At 62.2% G+C, this 17,934-nt stretch carries 13 protein-coding genes; all 13 read right to left on the bottom strand.

Annotated elements, in window-relative coordinates:
* Positions 1-9: 9 nt before the first annotated feature.
* Entirely contained in the window at positions 10-2,358 is a 2,349-nt protein-coding gene (locus G6N74_RS22810; RefSeq protein WP_165120311.1) for a xanthine dehydrogenase family protein molybdopterin-binding subunit, read from the bottom strand.
* A complete protein-coding gene (locus G6N74_RS22815; RefSeq protein WP_165120312.1) occupies positions 2,351-2,848 on the bottom strand; it encodes a (2Fe-2S)-binding protein in 498 nt (165 codons plus the stop codon). Before G6N74_RS22815 ends, G6N74_RS22810 begins: the two co-directional genes overlap by 8 nt.
* Positions 2,845-3,699, bottom strand: a complete 855-nt coding sequence (locus G6N74_RS22820) for an FAD binding domain-containing protein (RefSeq protein WP_165120313.1) — start codon at positions 3,697-3,699, stop codon at positions 2,845-2,847. Before G6N74_RS22820 ends, G6N74_RS22815 begins: the two co-directional genes overlap by 4 nt.
* A gap of 171 nt (positions 3,700-3,870) precedes the next feature.
* On the bottom strand, positions 3,871-5,838 hold the full coding sequence (locus G6N74_RS22825) for a hydantoinase B/oxoprolinase family protein (protein WP_165120314.1): 1,968 nt from the start codon (positions 5,836-5,838) through the stop codon (positions 3,871-3,873).
* Positions 5,839-5,841: 3 nt separating this feature from the next.
* Positions 5,842-7,869: a hydantoinase/oxoprolinase family protein gene (locus tag G6N74_RS22830; protein WP_165120315.1), complete on the bottom strand. Its 2,028-nt coding sequence runs from the start codon at positions 7,867-7,869 to the stop codon at positions 5,842-5,844.
* Positions 7,870-7,988: 119 nt separating this feature from the next.
* Positions 7,989-8,969, bottom strand: coding sequence for an AraC-like ligand-binding domain-containing protein (locus G6N74_RS22835; protein WP_165120316.1), 981 nt, complete (start codon positions 8,967-8,969; stop codon positions 7,989-7,991).
* Positions 8,970-9,391: 422 nt separating this feature from the next.
* On the bottom strand, positions 9,392-9,586 hold the full coding sequence (locus G6N74_RS22840) for a helix-turn-helix domain-containing protein (protein WP_246245890.1): 195 nt from the start codon (positions 9,584-9,586) through the stop codon (positions 9,392-9,394).
* Positions 9,587-10,055: 469 nt separating this feature from the next.
* The gene (locus G6N74_RS22845) at positions 10,056-12,068 is read right to left on the bottom strand and encodes a putative 2-aminoethylphosphonate ABC transporter permease subunit (RefSeq protein WP_165120317.1); all 2,013 of its coding nucleotides are present in this window, start codon (positions 12,066-12,068) and stop codon (positions 10,056-10,058) included.
* A gap of 1 nt (position 12,069) precedes the next feature.
* Positions 12,070-13,221 carry a putative 2-aminoethylphosphonate ABC transporter ATP-binding protein gene (locus G6N74_RS22850; RefSeq protein WP_165120318.1) on the bottom strand — a complete coding sequence of 384 codons (1,152 nt, stop codon included), beginning with the start codon at positions 13,219-13,221 and terminating at the stop codon, positions 12,070-12,072.
* A 67-nt stretch (positions 13,222-13,288) separates the two neighbouring features.
* The gene (locus G6N74_RS22855) at positions 13,289-14,311 is read right to left on the bottom strand and encodes a putative 2-aminoethylphosphonate ABC transporter substrate-binding protein (RefSeq protein WP_165120319.1); all 1,023 of its coding nucleotides are present in this window, start codon (positions 14,309-14,311) and stop codon (positions 13,289-13,291) included.
* Positions 14,312-14,498: 187 nt separating this feature from the next.
* Positions 14,499-15,338 (bottom strand): EamA family transporter, encoded by an 840-nt coding sequence (locus G6N74_RS22860; protein ID WP_165120320.1) that lies wholly within the window; start codon positions 15,336-15,338, stop codon positions 14,499-14,501.
* A 5-nt stretch (positions 15,339-15,343) separates the two neighbouring features.
* The gene (locus G6N74_RS22865) at positions 15,344-16,468 is read right to left on the bottom strand and encodes a TIGR03364 family FAD-dependent oxidoreductase (RefSeq protein WP_165120321.1); all 1,125 of its coding nucleotides are present in this window, start codon (positions 16,466-16,468) and stop codon (positions 15,344-15,346) included.
* 3 nt (positions 16,469-16,471) lie between these two features.
* Complete coding sequence (phnY, locus tag G6N74_RS22870) at positions 16,472-17,926, bottom strand: phosphonoacetaldehyde dehydrogenase (protein WP_165120322.1); 1,455 nt, start codon at positions 17,924-17,926, stop codon at positions 16,472-16,474.
* Between the last annotated feature and the right edge of the window lie 8 nt (positions 17,927-17,934).

Raw genomic sequence — 17,934 nt, forward strand, 5'->3', positions numbered from 1 at the left:
TTGCGTCCCTCAGCCCAGGGTATTTGCCGCCCAGCCGGGGGCGATGTGCGGAAATTCCGGTTGTGTTTCGCGCTCGTGGAGCAGGCGAAGCACGCGCGGCGGTGTCAGCGGCAACTGTCGCACCGGTTTGCCTATCGCGCGTGCCACCGCGCAACCGATCGCGGCACCTACCGCCAGGATCGGCACCTCGCCCGCACCTTTGGTGCCGAGCGGCCCCATCGACGGCGCACCCTCATAGAGGTCGGCCGTGACGGGAATTACGTCCGGAGCCAGCGGCAGGCGATAGGTCTCGAAGTTGTCCTGCGCGATGCGCCCGTCGGTGGTGATCGTCACCTCCTCGTGCAAGGCGTAGCCCAGCCCTTGCACGACGCCGCCCTGTATCTGGCCCATGATGGCACGTGGGTTGAGCGCGCGACCGACATCCTGCACGACGCGATAAGCCAGCACCTCGACATGGCCGGTGTCGGGATCGACCGCCACCTCCGCCTCGTGAACCACGAAGACCGGGATATCGAGTGCGTCGATGAAATGACCCATGGCGCAGCCGGACATTGCCGGAGTGTTCTTGGCCGTGAACGCTCCGCTGCCGGATATCGGACCGGTGGTGGCCTGCGCATGGGCGACGACGGCAGGGATTGTCGCGCCCGAACCAGGGCGGCCCGAGATTTCCACGCGACCGCCCTGCAGAAGGAGGTCTTCCGGCCGGGTCTGCAGCATTTCGCCTGCGGTACGCAGCAGTTTTTCCTTCACTTCCGTGCAGGCAGCAACGCTGGCGGCGCCGATGGATACGGTCGTGCGGCCACCGCCAACGCCGACGTCAAGGCCGGCGGCGTCGGTATCGGCCTCGCGCACGATCACCTGGTCGGGCGCTAGCCCAAGCTGTCCTGCCACGATCTGTGGCAGGGACTGCATCATCGTGCCCGAGCCGATCTCGACGCCTGACGTGACCAATGTCGCACTGCCGTCGGCGTTCAGGTTGACCGTCGCAGCCGATGGTCCAACGAAGACAAACCAGGTGCCGACAGTCGTAGCAGTACCGTAGAGCCTACCGTCGGCCTTCGCTTCCGAGGTGCCGGTGTTGGCTCGCAAGGTTTCCATGCGGTCAAGCATCGGACCCAGCACGTCGGCCTCGAAGACCTGGCCGGTGGCGCCGAGATCGCCGTTCCGCAGGACGTTTTTCTTGCGGTATGCGATCGTATCGAAGCCGAGCGCCTCGCAGATCTCGTCGGTATGCCGCTCCAGCGCGAAGGTGTTGTAGACGCCGTTGCAGGCCCGAAAAGCACCATTGGGCGGGGTGTTGGTGTATATCGCACGGCTGACGAGGCGCATCGCACCGACCCTGTAATTGCCGCCCAGCGTGTGTGCGGTCATCGTGGTCAGAAAGACCTGCTCGCCGCCATAGGCACCGCAATCCATCAGCACGACCGCCTCGCGTCCGACGATCTCTCCCTCTGCCGTGACGGCGGAACGGATGCGGATTTCCGCATTCTCGCGGCAGAGACAGGTGGCCATCTCTTCCTGCCGGCTGTTTTCCAAGATCACCGTGCGCCCCGTCATCCGCGCCAGAAGTGCGGTGATCGGCTCGATGGAGGCATCGAACTTGAGGCCGAAGCCACCGCCGACCGGCGGCACCGTGACCCGCACGCGCCCGGGCGGCAGCTGCATCACCCTTCCGGTGACGTTGCGGACCGTCCAGGGCACTTGCGTTGAGGTCTGGATGTGGGCGCGTCCGTCTTCCCAGGAGCCGATGGCAACGCGCGGCTCGAAGGGGACATGGCTCTGCCGGCCGACGGTGAAGCTGCTCTCGACGATGCGGACATCGGGACGGGCGAAGGCAGCGTCGACGTCGCCCCGGCTGGACTTGGCTTCCCAGGCGATGTTGCCGGCGCGCGCGCCGCCTTCGGTGATTATCTCATAGTTGCGCCAGTCCTCGTGAACGAGCCGAGCGCTCGGCTGGAGCGCTTCGGCCATGGTGAAGACCGGTGCAAGCGGTTCGATCTCCAGCACGATCGCCGCAAGGGCCGCTCGCGCCTGCGCCTCTGTCTCTGCTGCGACGACCGCGATGGGTTCGCCGTGATAGCGGATCGTGTCGATGGCAAGGAGCGGATGGTCGGCAATGCCGATACCATAGAGCCCGGGGGCGTCGGCTCCAGTCGCTACTGCGCGGACACCGGGACAGTCGTGTGCCGCTGACACGTCGAGCCGCCGGATACGTCCTGCCGGCACCGTCGAGCGCAAAAGCACGGCATGCAGCATGTCGGGGCGAACCCGGTCAATGGTGTATTTCGTCCGCCCGCGCAGCTTGTCCTGCGCGTCGCGGCGGGGAAGATTCATTACCGTGGCGGACAGCTCAGACATTCATGCTCCCTGCCGTCTCAGTGGTTTGCCGATGTGTGTCGAGGCAGTCGACGACGGTGTCGACGATCCGCTCGTAACCGGTGCAGCGGCAGATATTGCCGACCATGGCGGATTTGATTTCAGCACGGCACGCGCCCGGATTGTCGCGCATGAAGGCTGACAGGCTCATGACCATTCCCGGAAAACACATGCCGCATTGCACGGCATCCGCCGCCTCGAACGCGGCCTGAAGCGGATGGAGTGCTTCCTGGCCGGAGCTCAATCCTTCGATGGTGGTTACCTCGCATCCGTGCAGGAGGCCGACCGGCTTCAGGCAGGAAGGGACGGCCTCACCATCGACATGGACCGTGCAGGCGCCGCAGAAGCCTTCGCGGCATACGGCCTTCGTGCCAGTCAGGAAGTGTTCCTGCCGCAATATGTCGACAAGCGGGGTCATCGGATCGTCGCGAAAGCGATAGTCTTCGCCATTCAGCCGGAATGTCACCGTCATGCCTGGCCCTCCGTCTTGAGAAGTGCCGCCACGCCCCGCTTGACCAGCGCTGGAAGAACCTGACGCCGATACCAGCCGTCAGCTTCCGTGCCGTCGCGGCCATGAAAGTCGTTGTTTTCCGCCGCCAGCTCGGCTGCGCGTTCAGGATTGGGCGCGAAACCACCCGGTTCGTCAGCCAAAGCTTTTTCCAGCGCAGTCCAGCGCCGCGCTACCGCCTCCACCGAGCCAACCGCGATGCGAAACCGTTTGTCTTTGTCCACAGCGATGGAGACGATCGCTACGGGATAGTCGCCGGCCATGCGAAGCGGCAGGCGGATATGTGCGCTCGCGATCAGGTCGCGGCGCAGGTGGACCTTCGTCAGGATCGCATCGGCCAGCAAAGTAGGCCGATCTCTGAGGAAATCCGAAATGCCGATGAGCTTCGGGCCGTCGAAAGTCTCCATTTCCACCATCGCTTCGCAGACAAGAAGGGCAGGGGCAAGGTCTGCGGCGGCAAAATCCAGGGTGCAGAGGTTGCCGCCAACGGTCGCAACCCTGCGGATGCCGGGATTGGCCGCACCGACCGCCGCTCCAACCAGAGCCTCGAAGCCCGCCAGCCCTCGCAGCGCACGACCAAGGACCGCGTGAGTAACCGCAGCGCCGATAACGGTATGATCCGGATCGACTTCGACCTCGGACAAGGCCGGAATTCGGTGAAGTGTGACGACCGCCTCGGGAAGATCGACCCCACGAAGGGGGTCACGCATCATCCATGTGCCGCCGGCAAGCACCGCTGCGCCTTGCTGGCGTGCGGCCAACGCCTCGTCAATACTGCCGGCCACGGTGAACGACCGTTCCACGCTTTGCGCCATTTGTCTTTACCCCTCGGAAACTGCCATCTTTTTGTGGCGCTGCAGCATTGATGCTCCAGCTTTTGGCTCCTGTGAAATAGTAATTCTTGGAATGTTATATCGAAAAAACAGATATTTCTGACGGATGGCGAGCGCTTGCAAGTTTCTGCGGCGCTCGCCTTTCTCCAGCGGTCAGGCCCAGTGGGCGACGCTGCGTTTCTCGAAGCTCTCGCGGAACTGCGCCGTGGTCTTGGGGAGGACTTCCCCCGTCTCCCAGTCGAGGATCACGGCATAGTGCCGAACCGCATCGAGCGTATTGATCTCGCCGGCCTGATATTTGCGCGCGACTTCTGCCGGATCCATCCGTGCCCGATCCTTGCGTGTGGCCCGAATGTCGGCGCGACAGGCTTCGGTCGCCGCCTCGTCGATTTCATATTGGCAAAGATCGCGGTCGATCTCGCGGATTACGACGCCATAGTCGGTCTTTGCGCGTTCCAAGGAAACGTAGTCGTCGATGACGTCCTCCTTCACCTTGGCGGGATCGCGCTCAAGCGGATCCCCGAAGCCGCCACCGCCGGCCGTCGGCCGCGCGAACTCATCGCCAGTATAGACGGCATGGTCGGAGAACACCGAGCCGAGCCATGTCGCCGTGTCTTCTCCGGCCCGCTTCAGCGTCAGGCCGTGCGGCATGGACGGCAGGCCGCCTTCGACGCCCCAGACCACAGCGCGCTCGCGGTCGCAGATGTAGGACATGACGGCGTTTTCCGCGTCGAGCAGCACGGAGGTCTTCTGCACGCCGACGCCGCCTCGCCATTTGCCGGGGCCGGCTGAATCCTGCTTGATCTGGAACTCGGTGGTCCGCGTCGGGTTCACCCGCTCGTTGCCTTCGTTCGGCTGCGACATAAGGCCCGTGCCGAAGCAGGCGGTGGTGACGTCGGCGCCATCCTTGCCGTTGCGGCCGCCCCAGCCACCGGGCAGCCATTCGTAGAACATGAAGATCGGCTTGTCGGGTTTGCGCGCATCGCGACCGCCCGCCAGCAGATATTCGAGGTTGAAAGCGCAGGCGATGGCGCGTTCGGGCATGATCTTGGACCACATTTCGAAGATCGCGTTCATGATCTTCTCGAACGGCATCAGGAAGCCGGTCACCGCCACCGGCCATTCCGCACTGACCACGCTGTTCTTCGGCGCGGTCACCTCGATCATGCGATAGAACCCGCTGTTGAGCGGAAGGTCGGGGAAGAAGGTCTTCATGCCGGCGACCACGGCCGAGAAGGTCGCGCCCGGCGCGGAATTGTACATCGAGGCAATGGTCGAATGGCTTCCGGTGAAGTCGTAGTGGATCGTGTCGCCCTTGATCGTCATTTTGATGCGGATCGGGATCATTCCTTCGCCGGCGCCTAGATCCCGGTCAATGTAGTCGACCGTCTCCCAGGTGCCGTCGGGCAATTCGGCGAGACGCTTGCGCACGGCACGTTCAACGTAATCCTGCACCTCCTCCATGCCACGCGTTACCTGGTCACGACCGTATTTCTTGACGAGCCTCAGCAGTTCGCGTTCGGCCGCCTGCGTTGCCTGCGCCTGGGAATGGATGTCGCCGATGATCGATGCCGGATCGCGCGTATTTGCGGCGATCATGTTTGCCACGTCGGAGCAGAAGCGGCCGCGCTGAAAAAGGCGTATCGGGGTGATCCGAAGGCCCTCGCGGAACATATCGCGGGCCGTGACGTCGAAGGAGCCCGGCACCGAGCCGCCGAGATCCGACCAGTGACCGTTGGACTGCGAAAAGCCGATCAGTCTGTCTTCATCGAAAATCGGCCGGACGAGACGAACATCGCTGAAATGCGTGCCCCCAGCATAGGGATCGTTGATGGCATAGACATCGCCGGGCGCCATGTCGCCCTCGAAGACGCGGATCACGTCCTTGCAGGTGTTGTGCAGCGTGCCGACATGGACCGCGATGTCGTAATTGCCCTGGGCGACCGAATTTCCGTCGGCATCGTGCAGGGCGTTTGAAAAGTCGCGATTGTAGATGACGAAGGAATAGCAGGTGCGCAACATCTGCTCGGCCATCTGATCGACGGTGGTGATGAATGAGTTCTTCAGAACCTCGAAGGTTACCGGATCGAGGCTGGCGGTGGGTTCAACCATCTTTGTCATGTCTCAGCCTTTCGTTCCGATGAGGATGTTGAGGAAACCGTCGACGGTCACGCTCATTCCCGGCGGAACCACTGTGGTGGAATCGAACTGTTCGACGATTGCCGGGCCGGCAAAGGCCGCGCCCGCAGTCAACCGGTCGCGCTCGTAGACCGCGGCATCGTGGGCAACGCCGTCGAACCAGACACTGCGGCGTCCAACCGGTTCGGCCTTGTGCGGCGAGACGTCGTATTTGGCTATTTCGGCTTTGGGGACAATCCCGACCGCCTTCACGGCGATGCGGAAGATGGAGACAGGCGCTTCTTCGCGGCGGTAGTTGAACTCGCGCTCGTGCTCGTTGTGGAACGCCTCGATCATCGAGCACATGCTGTCGATTTGCGCTGGTGCAGAGACGGCAAGCGAGCGCCACTGGCCCTGATACATCATCTCGACCGTGCGCTGCAGCGCCATGTCTTCCTGCGCCACGCCCTCATGGGCAAGACGCTCGACGGCCTGTTCCTCCATGCGGGCGAAGGCTGTCTGCATCTCGGCAGGCGAGACGGTTGAGGCGTCGGCCATGAAGCTTTCGGAGAAATCGTGCTGCACGTCGACAAGAAGGCAACCGAGCGCGGAGGTGACGCCGGGATTGAGCGGAACGATCACGGTCGGGATCGACAGTTCCTTGGCAACCGCGGCGCCATGCAGGGCACCGGCACCGCCGAAGGCGACGAGCGCGAAGTCGCGCGGATCATAGCCGCGGCTGATGGAAAGCAGCCGGACGGCATTGGCCATGTTGGCGTTGGCCACCGCGATGATCGCCTCGGCGGCCTTGTGCAATTCCATGCGGAAGGGGGTTGCCACGGTCTCCTGCACTGCCTCGGCTGCTAGGGCAGGGTCAAGCGTAATCTTGCCGCCGGCAAGGCTGGTGCCGAGACGGCCGAGCATGACATTGGCGTCGGTGTTCGTGGCCGTGCGGTTGCCATTCTTGTAACAGGCGGGGCCAGGATAGGCGCCGGCAGATTGCGGTCCGTTGCGCAAGCTGCCGCCCTCGTCCTGCCAGGCGAGCGACCCGCCGCCCGCACCGATCGTCAGCACCTCGATGGAGGGGAAGCGGATCGGATAGCCATATTCGATGTACCAGTCCTTCGTAATGCGTGACTCGCCGTTTGAGGCGAGCGAGACGTCGGTGCTGGTGCCGCCCATGTCGAAACCGATCGAGTTGGGGAAGCCGCAGAGATTGCCGATGAAACGGCTGGCGATCGCGCCCGCGGCAATGCCGGACCCGGCAAGGCGGGCCGAGAAGTCCTTGACGCTTGCCGGTGTCATGACGCCGCCGCCCGAATGCAGCAGCAGCAGGTCGCGCTTGTAACCCGCAGCGGCAAGCTTTTCGCCCAGCCGCGAGACGTAGTCGACGACGACCGGCGCGCAGACGGCGTTTGCCATGGTGGTGGAGAAGCGTTCGTGCTCAAAGATTTCCGGCATCACCTCGGAGGAGATCGAGACCGGCACGTCCGGTATGACTTCCTTAAAGATATCGCGCATGCGGCGCTCGTTTGCGCCGTTGACGTAGGAGTTCATGAAGCAGACGGCGATGGACTTGACTTCGCGCTTCTTCAGCACTTCGGCAACACGGCGGGCGTCCGCTTCGTTCAGCGTTTCGAGGATCGTACCTTCCGCATCGATCCGCTCCCGAACCGTCAGCCGGTCGCGGCGCGGGATATAAGGTTTGGCGACGTCCTTGTAGGTGTCCCAGAGGTCTTCCTTGTTGGCGCGCCGAATTTCGACGACATCCCGAAACCCTTCGGTACAGACCATGGCGGTGCGCGGCAGGCGGCGGGTGATCAGCGCATTGGTCGCAACTGTGGTGCCATGCGAGAACATCGTCACCTCCGACAGGTCGATCCGGCCTTGTTCCACGCCGTTCATGATCGCCTGCATGGGATCGTCAGGCGTGGACGCTGTCTTTTCGATGCGGATCGCGCCGCTGTCTTCGTCCATGATGCAGATGTCGGTGAAGGTTCCCCCCACATCCACGGCAACTCTGGTTCTGCTCATAACGTTTCCTTCGCAGGCTTGAATGGTTTCGGGCATGACCCGTCAGTCGCCGCCCCAGCGGGAGCGGCGTCAGGAAAAATCAGTCGGGAAAGCGGCTAGAGCATCGGACGATGCGTGGTTCAGTGCCGTCCGCGTAAGGCCGATGCGTGTCCTGCCCGAACGGCCGCCTCGCGACGGGTATCGGTGGGGGAGCAGCCGAACCGCGTCCGGTAGTGCTTGCAGAATTGCGACTGGTCGGCAAAACCCCAGCGATAGGCGATCTCGGCGATGCTGCTGGTGTTGGTCAGCAGCGTCAGCTCCTCCGCGCAACGGTCGAGGCGATGATCGCGGATAAAGCCGTTGATAGACTTGTTGCTGTCCTGGAAAAGTCCCTGCAAATAACGCAGGGAAATGCCGCAGGCATCCGCCACGGCTTGTGGTCCGAGGTCGAAACTCTTCAGGTTATCGCGAATATACTGCTCGGCCCGGTGCAGATGACCGGCTCGGATCGGCGAAATACTGCTGTCGAGAACGCGGTCGTCACTAACGATAGACAAGCACAACATTTCCAGGATGTGCCTGCCTGCCATCTCGCGTGCGGCTTCACCGACGTTGTCGGCGTGGCCAATCGTGGCGCGGACCGTATCGATAAAGAGCGCGGCCACGCCTTGCGTCGCGTCGAAGCTGAGGGCGCTGAGCCGTTCGGCCGATCCGATCCGCGCGCGGACGCTCGACGACGGTACTTTGAGAACCCAAAGCGCGTTCGGCTTGCCGTGCCAGAATTCGTAAGGGGCATCGCCACGCTCAAGGAGGAACCCGCCCGGCGCGCATTTCACGGTGCGCGACCCTTGCGAGAAATTCACCTCCGACATTTCCGGAATGGTGATGAGAAGACTGGCGTCGCGCTCGTTGAGGAAATGGCGGCGGTGACGGCGATAGCTGACGGCATTGCAGCGCATCTTCGAAACACTGACAGGCCCCAGCGAAAAGATTTCCAACGTACCGGAAAATTCCCGACGATTTTGATACTCCGTGTCGAGCGGAAAATAGGCTTCGGTTACTGCGGCCTGCCAGGCGTCTCCGCCCGTGGGGCCGCCGATCGTATCGACGACGTATTTCATTCCCCGACCTTTCTGTTTGGTCCCCGGTTTTCCCGGTGTTTTTTGCAGAGTACAGGAAATCGGCGGCGCGTATTGTTCAAAAACGAATAAATTTATGTTGCTGGAGCCTTCACGAAGCTTTGTCTCAGGCAACGTAAAAGCGTGCGACATCACTCCAACTTTTCATCAAGCTGTCCTAGTCTCTGGCGATCCATTTGGCCTGCAGCACTGTAGCCGAACTGATGGGTTTTGATGTCCCTTATGAGGAGCGACCGGCGAGCCGAAGTGGCCACCCTCAGTGCCGGTCATCAGCCGGCGGTGCGGGGTTCTTTCAGGTTCCGTGCTGAAGCGCTTATGATCTTCTTAACGGGACGGCATTCGGCGCTGTTTCGGTTGCTTTCGCGATGTCACGATCACCTTCGTCGCGAGCAAGCGTCTTTCGATCACTTTCGATCCGAGGCTGCCTCTCCAAAATACCGCGCGGGCGTTGTTTCCAGCATTCGCCTGAACATCGGGATGAACGCGGTGACGCTCTCATAGCCAAGATCGGCGGCGATGTTCGTACCCAGTTCGCGTTGTGCGAAACGCTGCAGTGCCAGACCGATATGCAGTTGCTGGCGCCAGTGAATAAACGACATGCTGGTTTCGCGTTGGAATAGCCGACTCAGCGTTCGGTTACTCGCCCCAACCCAGGCACCCGTTTACTGGCGGCAGCGGCGAAGACATCACATTCGCTACACTGCTAAAGCAGTTGGCCATGTGGCGTTCTGGCCAAGGGGGCGAATGCGAATACTCGCTAGTTCGTCAGGCAATGGACACGCTCCAGATTATCTCGGCACCGGGGCAAGGATAATGATGCGAGGCAATGCGACTATGCTGCATAGTCTCGTTTTTCTTCGCGATCGTCCTAGAACGTGCGTATTGCACGGAACGAATTCGGTGGCGGCGAAGGTCAGTGGGAAGCGTTGCCGGCGCGCGATAATTTCGATTGAAAATCAATGGCAGTGACCGAAATGAGATTACGGCCTCTGAAACCAATGCTATGTCGCCCCGAAGACGAACGGCCGGTCGAGCCCGAGACCGGTGAAGCCAATGTACTCTCGACATCTAGCGCCGCCGCCATGCCTGGGTGCGTGTTAGTAACGTGCGCGATATGCCCGCGTGCACGAGCCGGGCAACGACATTCGTGTAGAAAATCATCATGCCCATGGCCGCTGCCGGCGCCACGTCGCCGGCGTCGTCCATGTTGAGTACGGCGACCGATGCGAGCTGCGTGTGTGTCGAATACAGGAACACCACCGCAGATACCGTCGTCATCGCATTGACGAAGAGGTAGATCGAAATATCGAGAATGGCCGGCAGCGATACCGGAACCGTGACGCGGAAGAACAGCTTGTAGAATGGCTGCTTGAGCGATGCGGCAACCGGCTCGAACTCGCGGTCCATCTGCTTCAATGCCGTCAGTGCGGTCAGATGCGACACGGTATAGAAATGCGTCACGGTGCTGACGACGAGGATGGCCATCGTTCCATAGATCGCGTTGAACGGGTTCGCCGGATTGTTGAAGAAGAAGATGTAGGCAAGGCCGAGGACCATGCCCGGCACCGCCATAGGCAGCATGGCCAGGAACTGGAACAGCGTGCGCCCGAGCGGGAAGCCTTCGCTCTTCTCGACCATATAGGCGCCGACGAAGACGATGACTGTGCCGAAGATCGCCGTCAGCAATGCCATCTTGATCGAATTCGCATAGGCGCCCCAGCCACCGCCATCGACCAGGTCGAAGCGGAAATTCTTGAGCGTCGGCGTCAGGTCGTAGGGCCAGAATTTTACTGTCGCAGCCAACTGGCAGACGCCGATCAAGGTCAGGATGAACAGGGCAACTGCGGCGCAATAGGCGAAGCAGATCCAGTCGAAGCGCGCATTGGGCTTGGGCTGATAGGGCACCGAGCGAGCCGACAGCAGCGCGACCTGTTTCTTCTGGATCAGGCGGTCGACGAAGAAGGCGGCGGCGGCCGGCACAAGAAGGATGACGGAGACTACCGCGCCCATCTCGAAATTCTGCTGCCCGATGACCTGCTTGTAGATGTCGACCGCCAGCATGTTGTACTGGCCGCCGATGACCTTGGGCAGGCCGAAATCGGTAACCACCATGGTGAACACCACGAAGGCGGCCGAGATGATGCCGTAGCGTGCGCCGGGCACCGTGACGGTCCAGAAGGTGCGCCATTTGCTGGCCCGCAACGAGGCCGCCGCCTCGTAGTGGCGGGCGTCGGCAATTGCGAGGGCGGTGGATACGATCAGCAACGCATGCGGCAGGGTGAAGAACACCGAGCCGACGACGATTCCGATCGGGCCGTAGATGGAATAGCCCATCATGGCTTCCTTCAGCAGGCCCTGGTTGCCGAACAGATAGACCAGCGCAATGCCCGGCAACAGCGACGGCACGAGGATAGGGATCGTCGTGACGAGCCTGAACAAGCCCTTGAGGCGCATCTGGCTGCGGTTCAGCGCATAGGCAAGGCCAAACGCGATCGCGATGACGAGCACCGTCGTGATCACGCCCATGAGGACGGAGTTGTAGATCGCCTGGGTCAGCGACGGCGTCGAGAAATAGCTGACGAAATTGTCGAGGCCCGTGGCGGTCGACGGTCGCAACGAAACGCGGCGGAACGTGTTGGAGTCGAGCTCGAGCCAATCGGTGCCGCGATGCAGTTCCGAGCCGACGAGGAATGAGGCGGCGCTGTCCATGCCGCGTATGCGGTATTTGACAGGGCTGCGGAAACTGAAATCAGGGAACAGGCGGGTCACCGACAGTCGGTCGCCGGAACCGGCCTCGAGCTGCTCAGGGGTTATGGCATGGGTCTCGGCATTCAGCGCCGCCGCGGTCTTGGCCGGGCCGAAATTCGCGCCTGTCTCGTCGCTGCGCTGGATCTCGAAGGCGGCGAGATCGAAGTGGTAGGTCGTCACGGATTTTGAAAGCAGCACATAGAGCGGCGCGGCCAGCGCCACCAGAAGATACAGCGAAATGACGATCATCAATCCGCGCTTGATGATGTCGTCCGAGGACATTTGCGGGCGCAACGCCCGGCCGGCCGGCATGGTCAGCGTCGCCGCGGCCATCTCAGGCGGCCTTTCCGAAGACGAGCAGACGTTCGCCCGGCAGTTCGACGCGCATCGCGCCGCCCACCGCGATGCCGAGCCGGCGAACCGCATTGATGGAGAAATCGGCGATCAGGATGCGGGAGCCCAGACGCGGCGATGACAGCCGCGTACGCCAGAAGCTGCCGAGAAATTCCATCTCCTTGACAATCACCTCGATCAGGTTCTCAGGCGTTCCGACCTTGTCAATACCACTCATGGAATGCGGAATGATATCGACGGGCCGGATCACCGCCGTTGCATTGCTGTCGAGCGCGAGTTGATGAGGCGCGCATGCCAGTTCGGTTCCTTCCACGGCCAGCCTGTCATCTGCCAGCACCTTGGCCGGGATCTGGTTGGTCTCGCCGATGAAATCGGCGACGAAAAGCGTCGACGGCTGACGATAGATTTCCGTCGGCGTGCCAATCTGTTCGATAACGCCGTGGTTCATGACCACGATGCGGTCGGCCATCGACAGCGCCTCTTCCTGGTCGTGCGTCACCATGATGGTCGTCACGCCGAGCTTGCGCTGCAATTCCTTGATTTCATGGCGCAGATGCACGCGCACCTTGGCATCCAGAGCCGAGAGCGGCTCGTCCAGCAGAAGCAGGCCGGGCGCCACGGCCATGGCGCGCGCCAGCGCGATGCGCTGCTGCTGGCCACCGGAAAGCTGAGCCGGGTACTTTTTGGCCTGGCTGGCAAGCCCGACGAGGGCAAGAAGCTCGGCGACGCGCGCATTGATTTCCGCCCTTGGGCGTCCCGCATTCTCCAGGCCGAAGGCTATGTTCCTTTCGATCGTCAGGTTCGGGAACAGCGCATAGGACTGGAAGACGATGCCGTAGTCGCGCTTCGACGGCGGCAAGGTCGAAATGTCCTTGCCGGCCTGATGGATCGTTCCGCGCGTCTGCAGGTCGAGGCCGGCGACGGCGCGCAGCAGCGTGGTCTTGCCGCAACCCGATGGTCCGAGGAAGCAGACGAACTCGCCTTCCCGGATCGAAAGCGACACGCCCTTGAGCGCGACGAATTCGCCGAATGCCTTCCACAGGCCATCGATTTCAAGATAGGCCGGCTTCCCGGTCATTGGATGCACCCCGGTCGGCGTCGCCGGTTGCGCGGCCACGATCTCATGTCTCATTCTAGCCACCAGTGCTTGGTTGCGAAAAGGGCGCCGCATTGCTGGGCGCCCCTCGTCAAAGCTGCGATCAGCTCTTCGGCTCGGACTTTGCGTCGTAGCGCTTGGCCCATTCCGTCAGGATCGCCTTGCGGTTGTTGGCCGCCCACTCGAAGTCGTTCTTGATCATGTGGGAGGCAACGTCGGCCGGCAGGTTTTCAACCGGCTTGGCGATGCCCGGATAGGCGAGCACGGCATAGCCTTGGTTGTACATCTCGTTGGCTTCCTTGGAGACCGAGAAGTCGACCAGCTTCTTGGCCGCGTCGAGATTTGCCGTGCCGGCGATGATGCCCGTTGCCTCGGCCTCCCAGCCCGAACCTTCTTCCGGGAAGATGATGTCGATCGGCGCGCCGGCGCTTTTGGCCTTGGCGCCGGGGAACTCGAAGGAAACGCCAATCACCGTCTCGCCGGCGCCGGCCATCTTGCAAGGCTTGGAGCCGGAATGGGTGTAGGCCGAGATGTTCTCATGCAAGCCGTCCATGAAGGCCCAGGCATCCTTTTCGCCGAAGGTCTGCATCCAGGCGGAGACGTCGAGGAAGCCGGTGCCCGAGGAGTTGGGGTTCGGCATGACGACGTGGCCCTTGTATTCGGGCTTGGTCAGGTCCTTCCAGGATTTTGGCGCGGCGATGCCGAGCTTCTTGGCCTCGACGGTGTTGAAGCACAGCGCCGCGACATAGGCGTCCATACCTGTCCACGATGGAGGCGTGGTGCTGTCGACGAAGCGCGGGTCGAGTTTTTCCACGCCGGCAGGAGCGTAGGGCTCCAGCATGCCTTCACCCTTGAGCAGAAGGAGCGAAGTCGCCGCCAATCCCCAGACCACATCGGCCTGCGGATTGTCCTTTTCGGCGAGCAATTTGGCGGTCATGACGCCGGTGGAATCGCGAACCCAGTTGATCTTGATGTCGGGATAGGCCTTCTCGAACTCGGCCTTGTAGCGGTCGAGATCGACGGCCTCGATCGCGGTGTAGACTGTGAGGTTGGTTTCGGCAAAGGCGGTTGAAGCAGAGAGCGCTGCCGCCAGTGCAGCAACGATGATGGATGCGGTATTTTTCATTGTTTGGTTCCCCATTTGACACAATCTGCGATGTATCGAGGCGCTCATGCTCTACGGCAGTTCACCGGTCATTCGCGCCGGTCGAGGTCGCCCATGTGTCAATCGTGAAGCCGTATGGTCGATAAGTAAAATCTATTTATCCTATAAAGCCATCACCTGAGACGATAGTAGTCACAGTGCTGTCACACTACTCGGAGACAGCCAGCGTTATGACGCCGAGGGCTACGACGAGGGCTGCAAGAACGCGCCCAAACCATGGTCTCTCGCGAAAGAAGACCACGCCGATCAGGGCGGCGATGATGACGCTGGACTCTCTCACCGCCGACACCGCGCCGATGTGAGCGATCGTCTTGGCGTAGAGCACGAGGCCGTAGGCGGTGACCGCGAAGAGCCCGCCGACCAGACCGATGCCGACGATTTTCCAATCGATCCGAATGCCTGCCCTGCGGCGGCTCGCCAGTATGGCCAAGGTGACCGGCGACTCGAAAAGAAAGAGCCAGCCCATATAGCCGGTGGGACTTTGGGAAAATCGAACCCCGATGCCATCGGCGACGGAATAGGCGGCGATGCTGAGACCGAGCAATGCGGCGACGACAACTGCCTTGCCGTCCGCGTGACCGGCGCCACGCTGCAGCGCCAGGAAAGCAATGCCGGCGGTGACGAGTGCGAGGCCCGACCAGCCGAGCGGCGACAGCGTCTCGCCGATCAACAGGAACGTGCCAATGGCAACAAGCGCCGGCGCCATGCCGCGCGATATCGGATAGACTTGGCTGAGGTCGCCCAGCCGATAGGCCTGGAACAGCAGGACATAGTAACCGTAGTGAACGATGGTCGACACCGCTATCGAAGGCCAGCTCGCGACGGCAGGCGGTGGCGATATGGCTATCAGCAGGATGCCGGCCAACGCATGCATGGCGGAAACCGCTGCCAATGTGAGTGCGCGGTCGGGCGCGGCCTTTACGAGCGCGTTCCAGCTCGCATGAAGAAGTGCTGCGAAAAGTACGATCGAAAGTGCGGTTGCCGACACGCCCGCTAACCGAACAGCTCGGCGATCGTTTCCTCGCCAATCGCAAAGCCGGTGCTGGCGCCGGTTCCGCTGGTAACCATCACCAGTCTCACGTCTTCGTGCGGCTCGTCCGTGAAGCTCGCATGATCAGATGCGGACGCGTAAGTGCCGGTCCAGCGCGCGAGCACATCAGGCGTTGATCCCCCGAACAGTGCGGCGAATTCGTCGAGGATCAGGCGATCGACCTCGTCGGAGGCAAAGGGGTCCGGCGTGAGGCCATAGTGGTGGGAATCGCCGACGACCAGCGACCCATCCGCGCTCTGGACGACGATCAGATGGACGCCGTTGTCCAGCGCCCGGGAACATTGGCTGGTCAGCGTCTTGCGGAGCGATGCGGCTTCAGGCAGTGCCGCATAGCCGGCGTAGCGTAGAAGGCTGAGATCCGAGACCAGCGCCGAGCGAAGCTTGTGACCGGGGTTGGCAAGCCGCAGCATCTGCAGCTTGCAGCGCCGGATGCCGTAGCGGCCTATGCGCTCCGGATAGAGAGTGGCGAGGTCATCGCCGGGACAGACTACGACCTTTGCTGCCCGCACCGGGCCGTGGCTGGTTTCCACAACCGGCGGCGCAATGGCCGAAACGGCAACGCCGCGACGGAACTCGACACCGTGGCGGTCCGCCAGGAACGATGCGAGCTTCGGCAACGCTTCACGCGATTCCACGCGCAGTTCGAACGGGCTGTAGAGGCCACCGGCGATTTTCGAACCATCGAGGCCGGGCTGGTGACTGGTCACCTCGTCGCTTGTCAGCAGCCGGCAGTCTTCCCCATGCTCGCCCGCCTTGAACGCTTCAAGCAGCGCGAGCGCTTCGGGGCGTTGCGCGGCGACGAGTTTGCCCTGCTGGAGGATTTCTATTCCGGCCTGCCCGGCGAGGCTCAGCCATACCTCACGTGACCGTTCGGCATATTGGCGCGAAATGCCGGCTTCCTGACCGGTGACCACGACGAGCCCGAAGTTGCGGATCGAAGCGCCGTTCGCCTGTGCATCGCGGTCGATGACGACGACGCGCAGTCCGCGGCGCGCGGCAGCGAGCGCATGCGCAAGGCCGACGATGCCGGCTCCGACGACAGCCAGATCATATTGCATGTCAGTCATGGATCACCAGGGCAGGGAGAAAGTCTTGACGTTGGTGAAGCTCTTCATGGCTTCGATGACGCCTTCCTTGTAGCCGTTGCCGCTATCCTTGATGCCGCCGAAGGGGCTCATCTCGATGCGGTATCCCGGGACTTCCCAAATGTTGACGGTGCCGACCTGAAGGCCGGCGATGTATTTCTGCATGCGGCGGAAGTCGTTGGTGCACACGCCTGAGGAGAGGCCGAAGGCGGTGGAGTTGGAGAGCGCGATCAGCGTGTCGTCATCGTCGGGGGCGCGGATGATCGGGATGATCGGCCCAAAGGTTTCTTCCATGACCAGTTCGGATGAATGTGGCACGCGGTCGACGACGATGGGGGGAAGTAGCGCGCCCTTGCGGCCCGGATTGTAGAGAATGTCGGCGCCTTGCTCTGCCGCCATGTGGACGCGGTCCTCGAAGAGCTTTGCGGCGCGCTCATGCACGACGGTGCCGAGATCGGTCGTGCGGTCCATCGGGTCGCCGAACCTGATCTTCCTTGCCCGTTCCAGCACCAGCGGCACGAAGCGGTCGGCGATGCTTTCCTGGACGAGGATGCGCTTGACCGCCGTGCAGCGCTGGCCGGAGTTCTTGGTCGCACCGGCGACCGCCAGATCGGCGGCCTTGGCGAGGTCGTCGTCGGAGAGATCGTTGAGGATGATCAGCGGGTCGTTGCCGCCAAGTTCCAGCACCTGGCGCCTGTAGCCGGCCTTGGACGCGATCAGCTTGCCGACAGGCACGCCGCCGGTGAAGGTTATGAGATCGATGTTTTCGTTGGTGATCATCTCGTCGCCGATATCCTTCGGCCAGCCGGTCACCACCGACAGCATCTCCGGCGGCAGGCCGGCCTCGTAGAGGATGTCGGCCAGCACCAGTGCTGTCATCGGCGTCAGCTCGGTCGGCTTGACGACGACGCAGTTGTTGGTGGCAATCGCCGGCGCCACCTTGTGCGAGACCATGTTCAAGGGATGGTTGAAGGGGGTGATCGCCGAGATCGCGTTGAGCGGCTCACGCATGGTGAATATTTTTCGTGCCTTGCCGTGCGGGGTGAGATCGCAGGAGAATATCTGGCCGTCGTCCTGGATGCACATCTGGCCCGACAGGGTGAACACGTCATAGGCGCGGCCGACTTCATAGAGCGAATCCTGCTTGGAGATGCCGAGCTCCAGCGTGATCAGGTCGGAGATTTCTTCCTTCCTGGAGTTCAGCAGCTCCGCCGTCCTGAGCAGGATCTTCTGGCGCTCATAACGGGTCAGCTTCGGCTTGTACGCGGCAGCAATCGCAAAGGCCTGCCGGGCATGCTCGGCGCCGCCTGCCGGCACGGTGCCGACCACCGTGTCGTTCCAGGGATAGCGCACCTCGACGACGCCATCGGCATCGACTTTGCGGCCGGCAATGCGCATCGGCTCATGGCGGACTTTGATCGTAGGATCGAGTTTGGTCACGGCAGTTG

The organism is Mesorhizobium zhangyense (assembly GCF_011045115.1).
GTDB classification, from domain to species: domain Bacteria; phylum Pseudomonadota; class Alphaproteobacteria; order Rhizobiales; family Rhizobiaceae; genus Mesorhizobium_M; species Mesorhizobium_M zhangyense.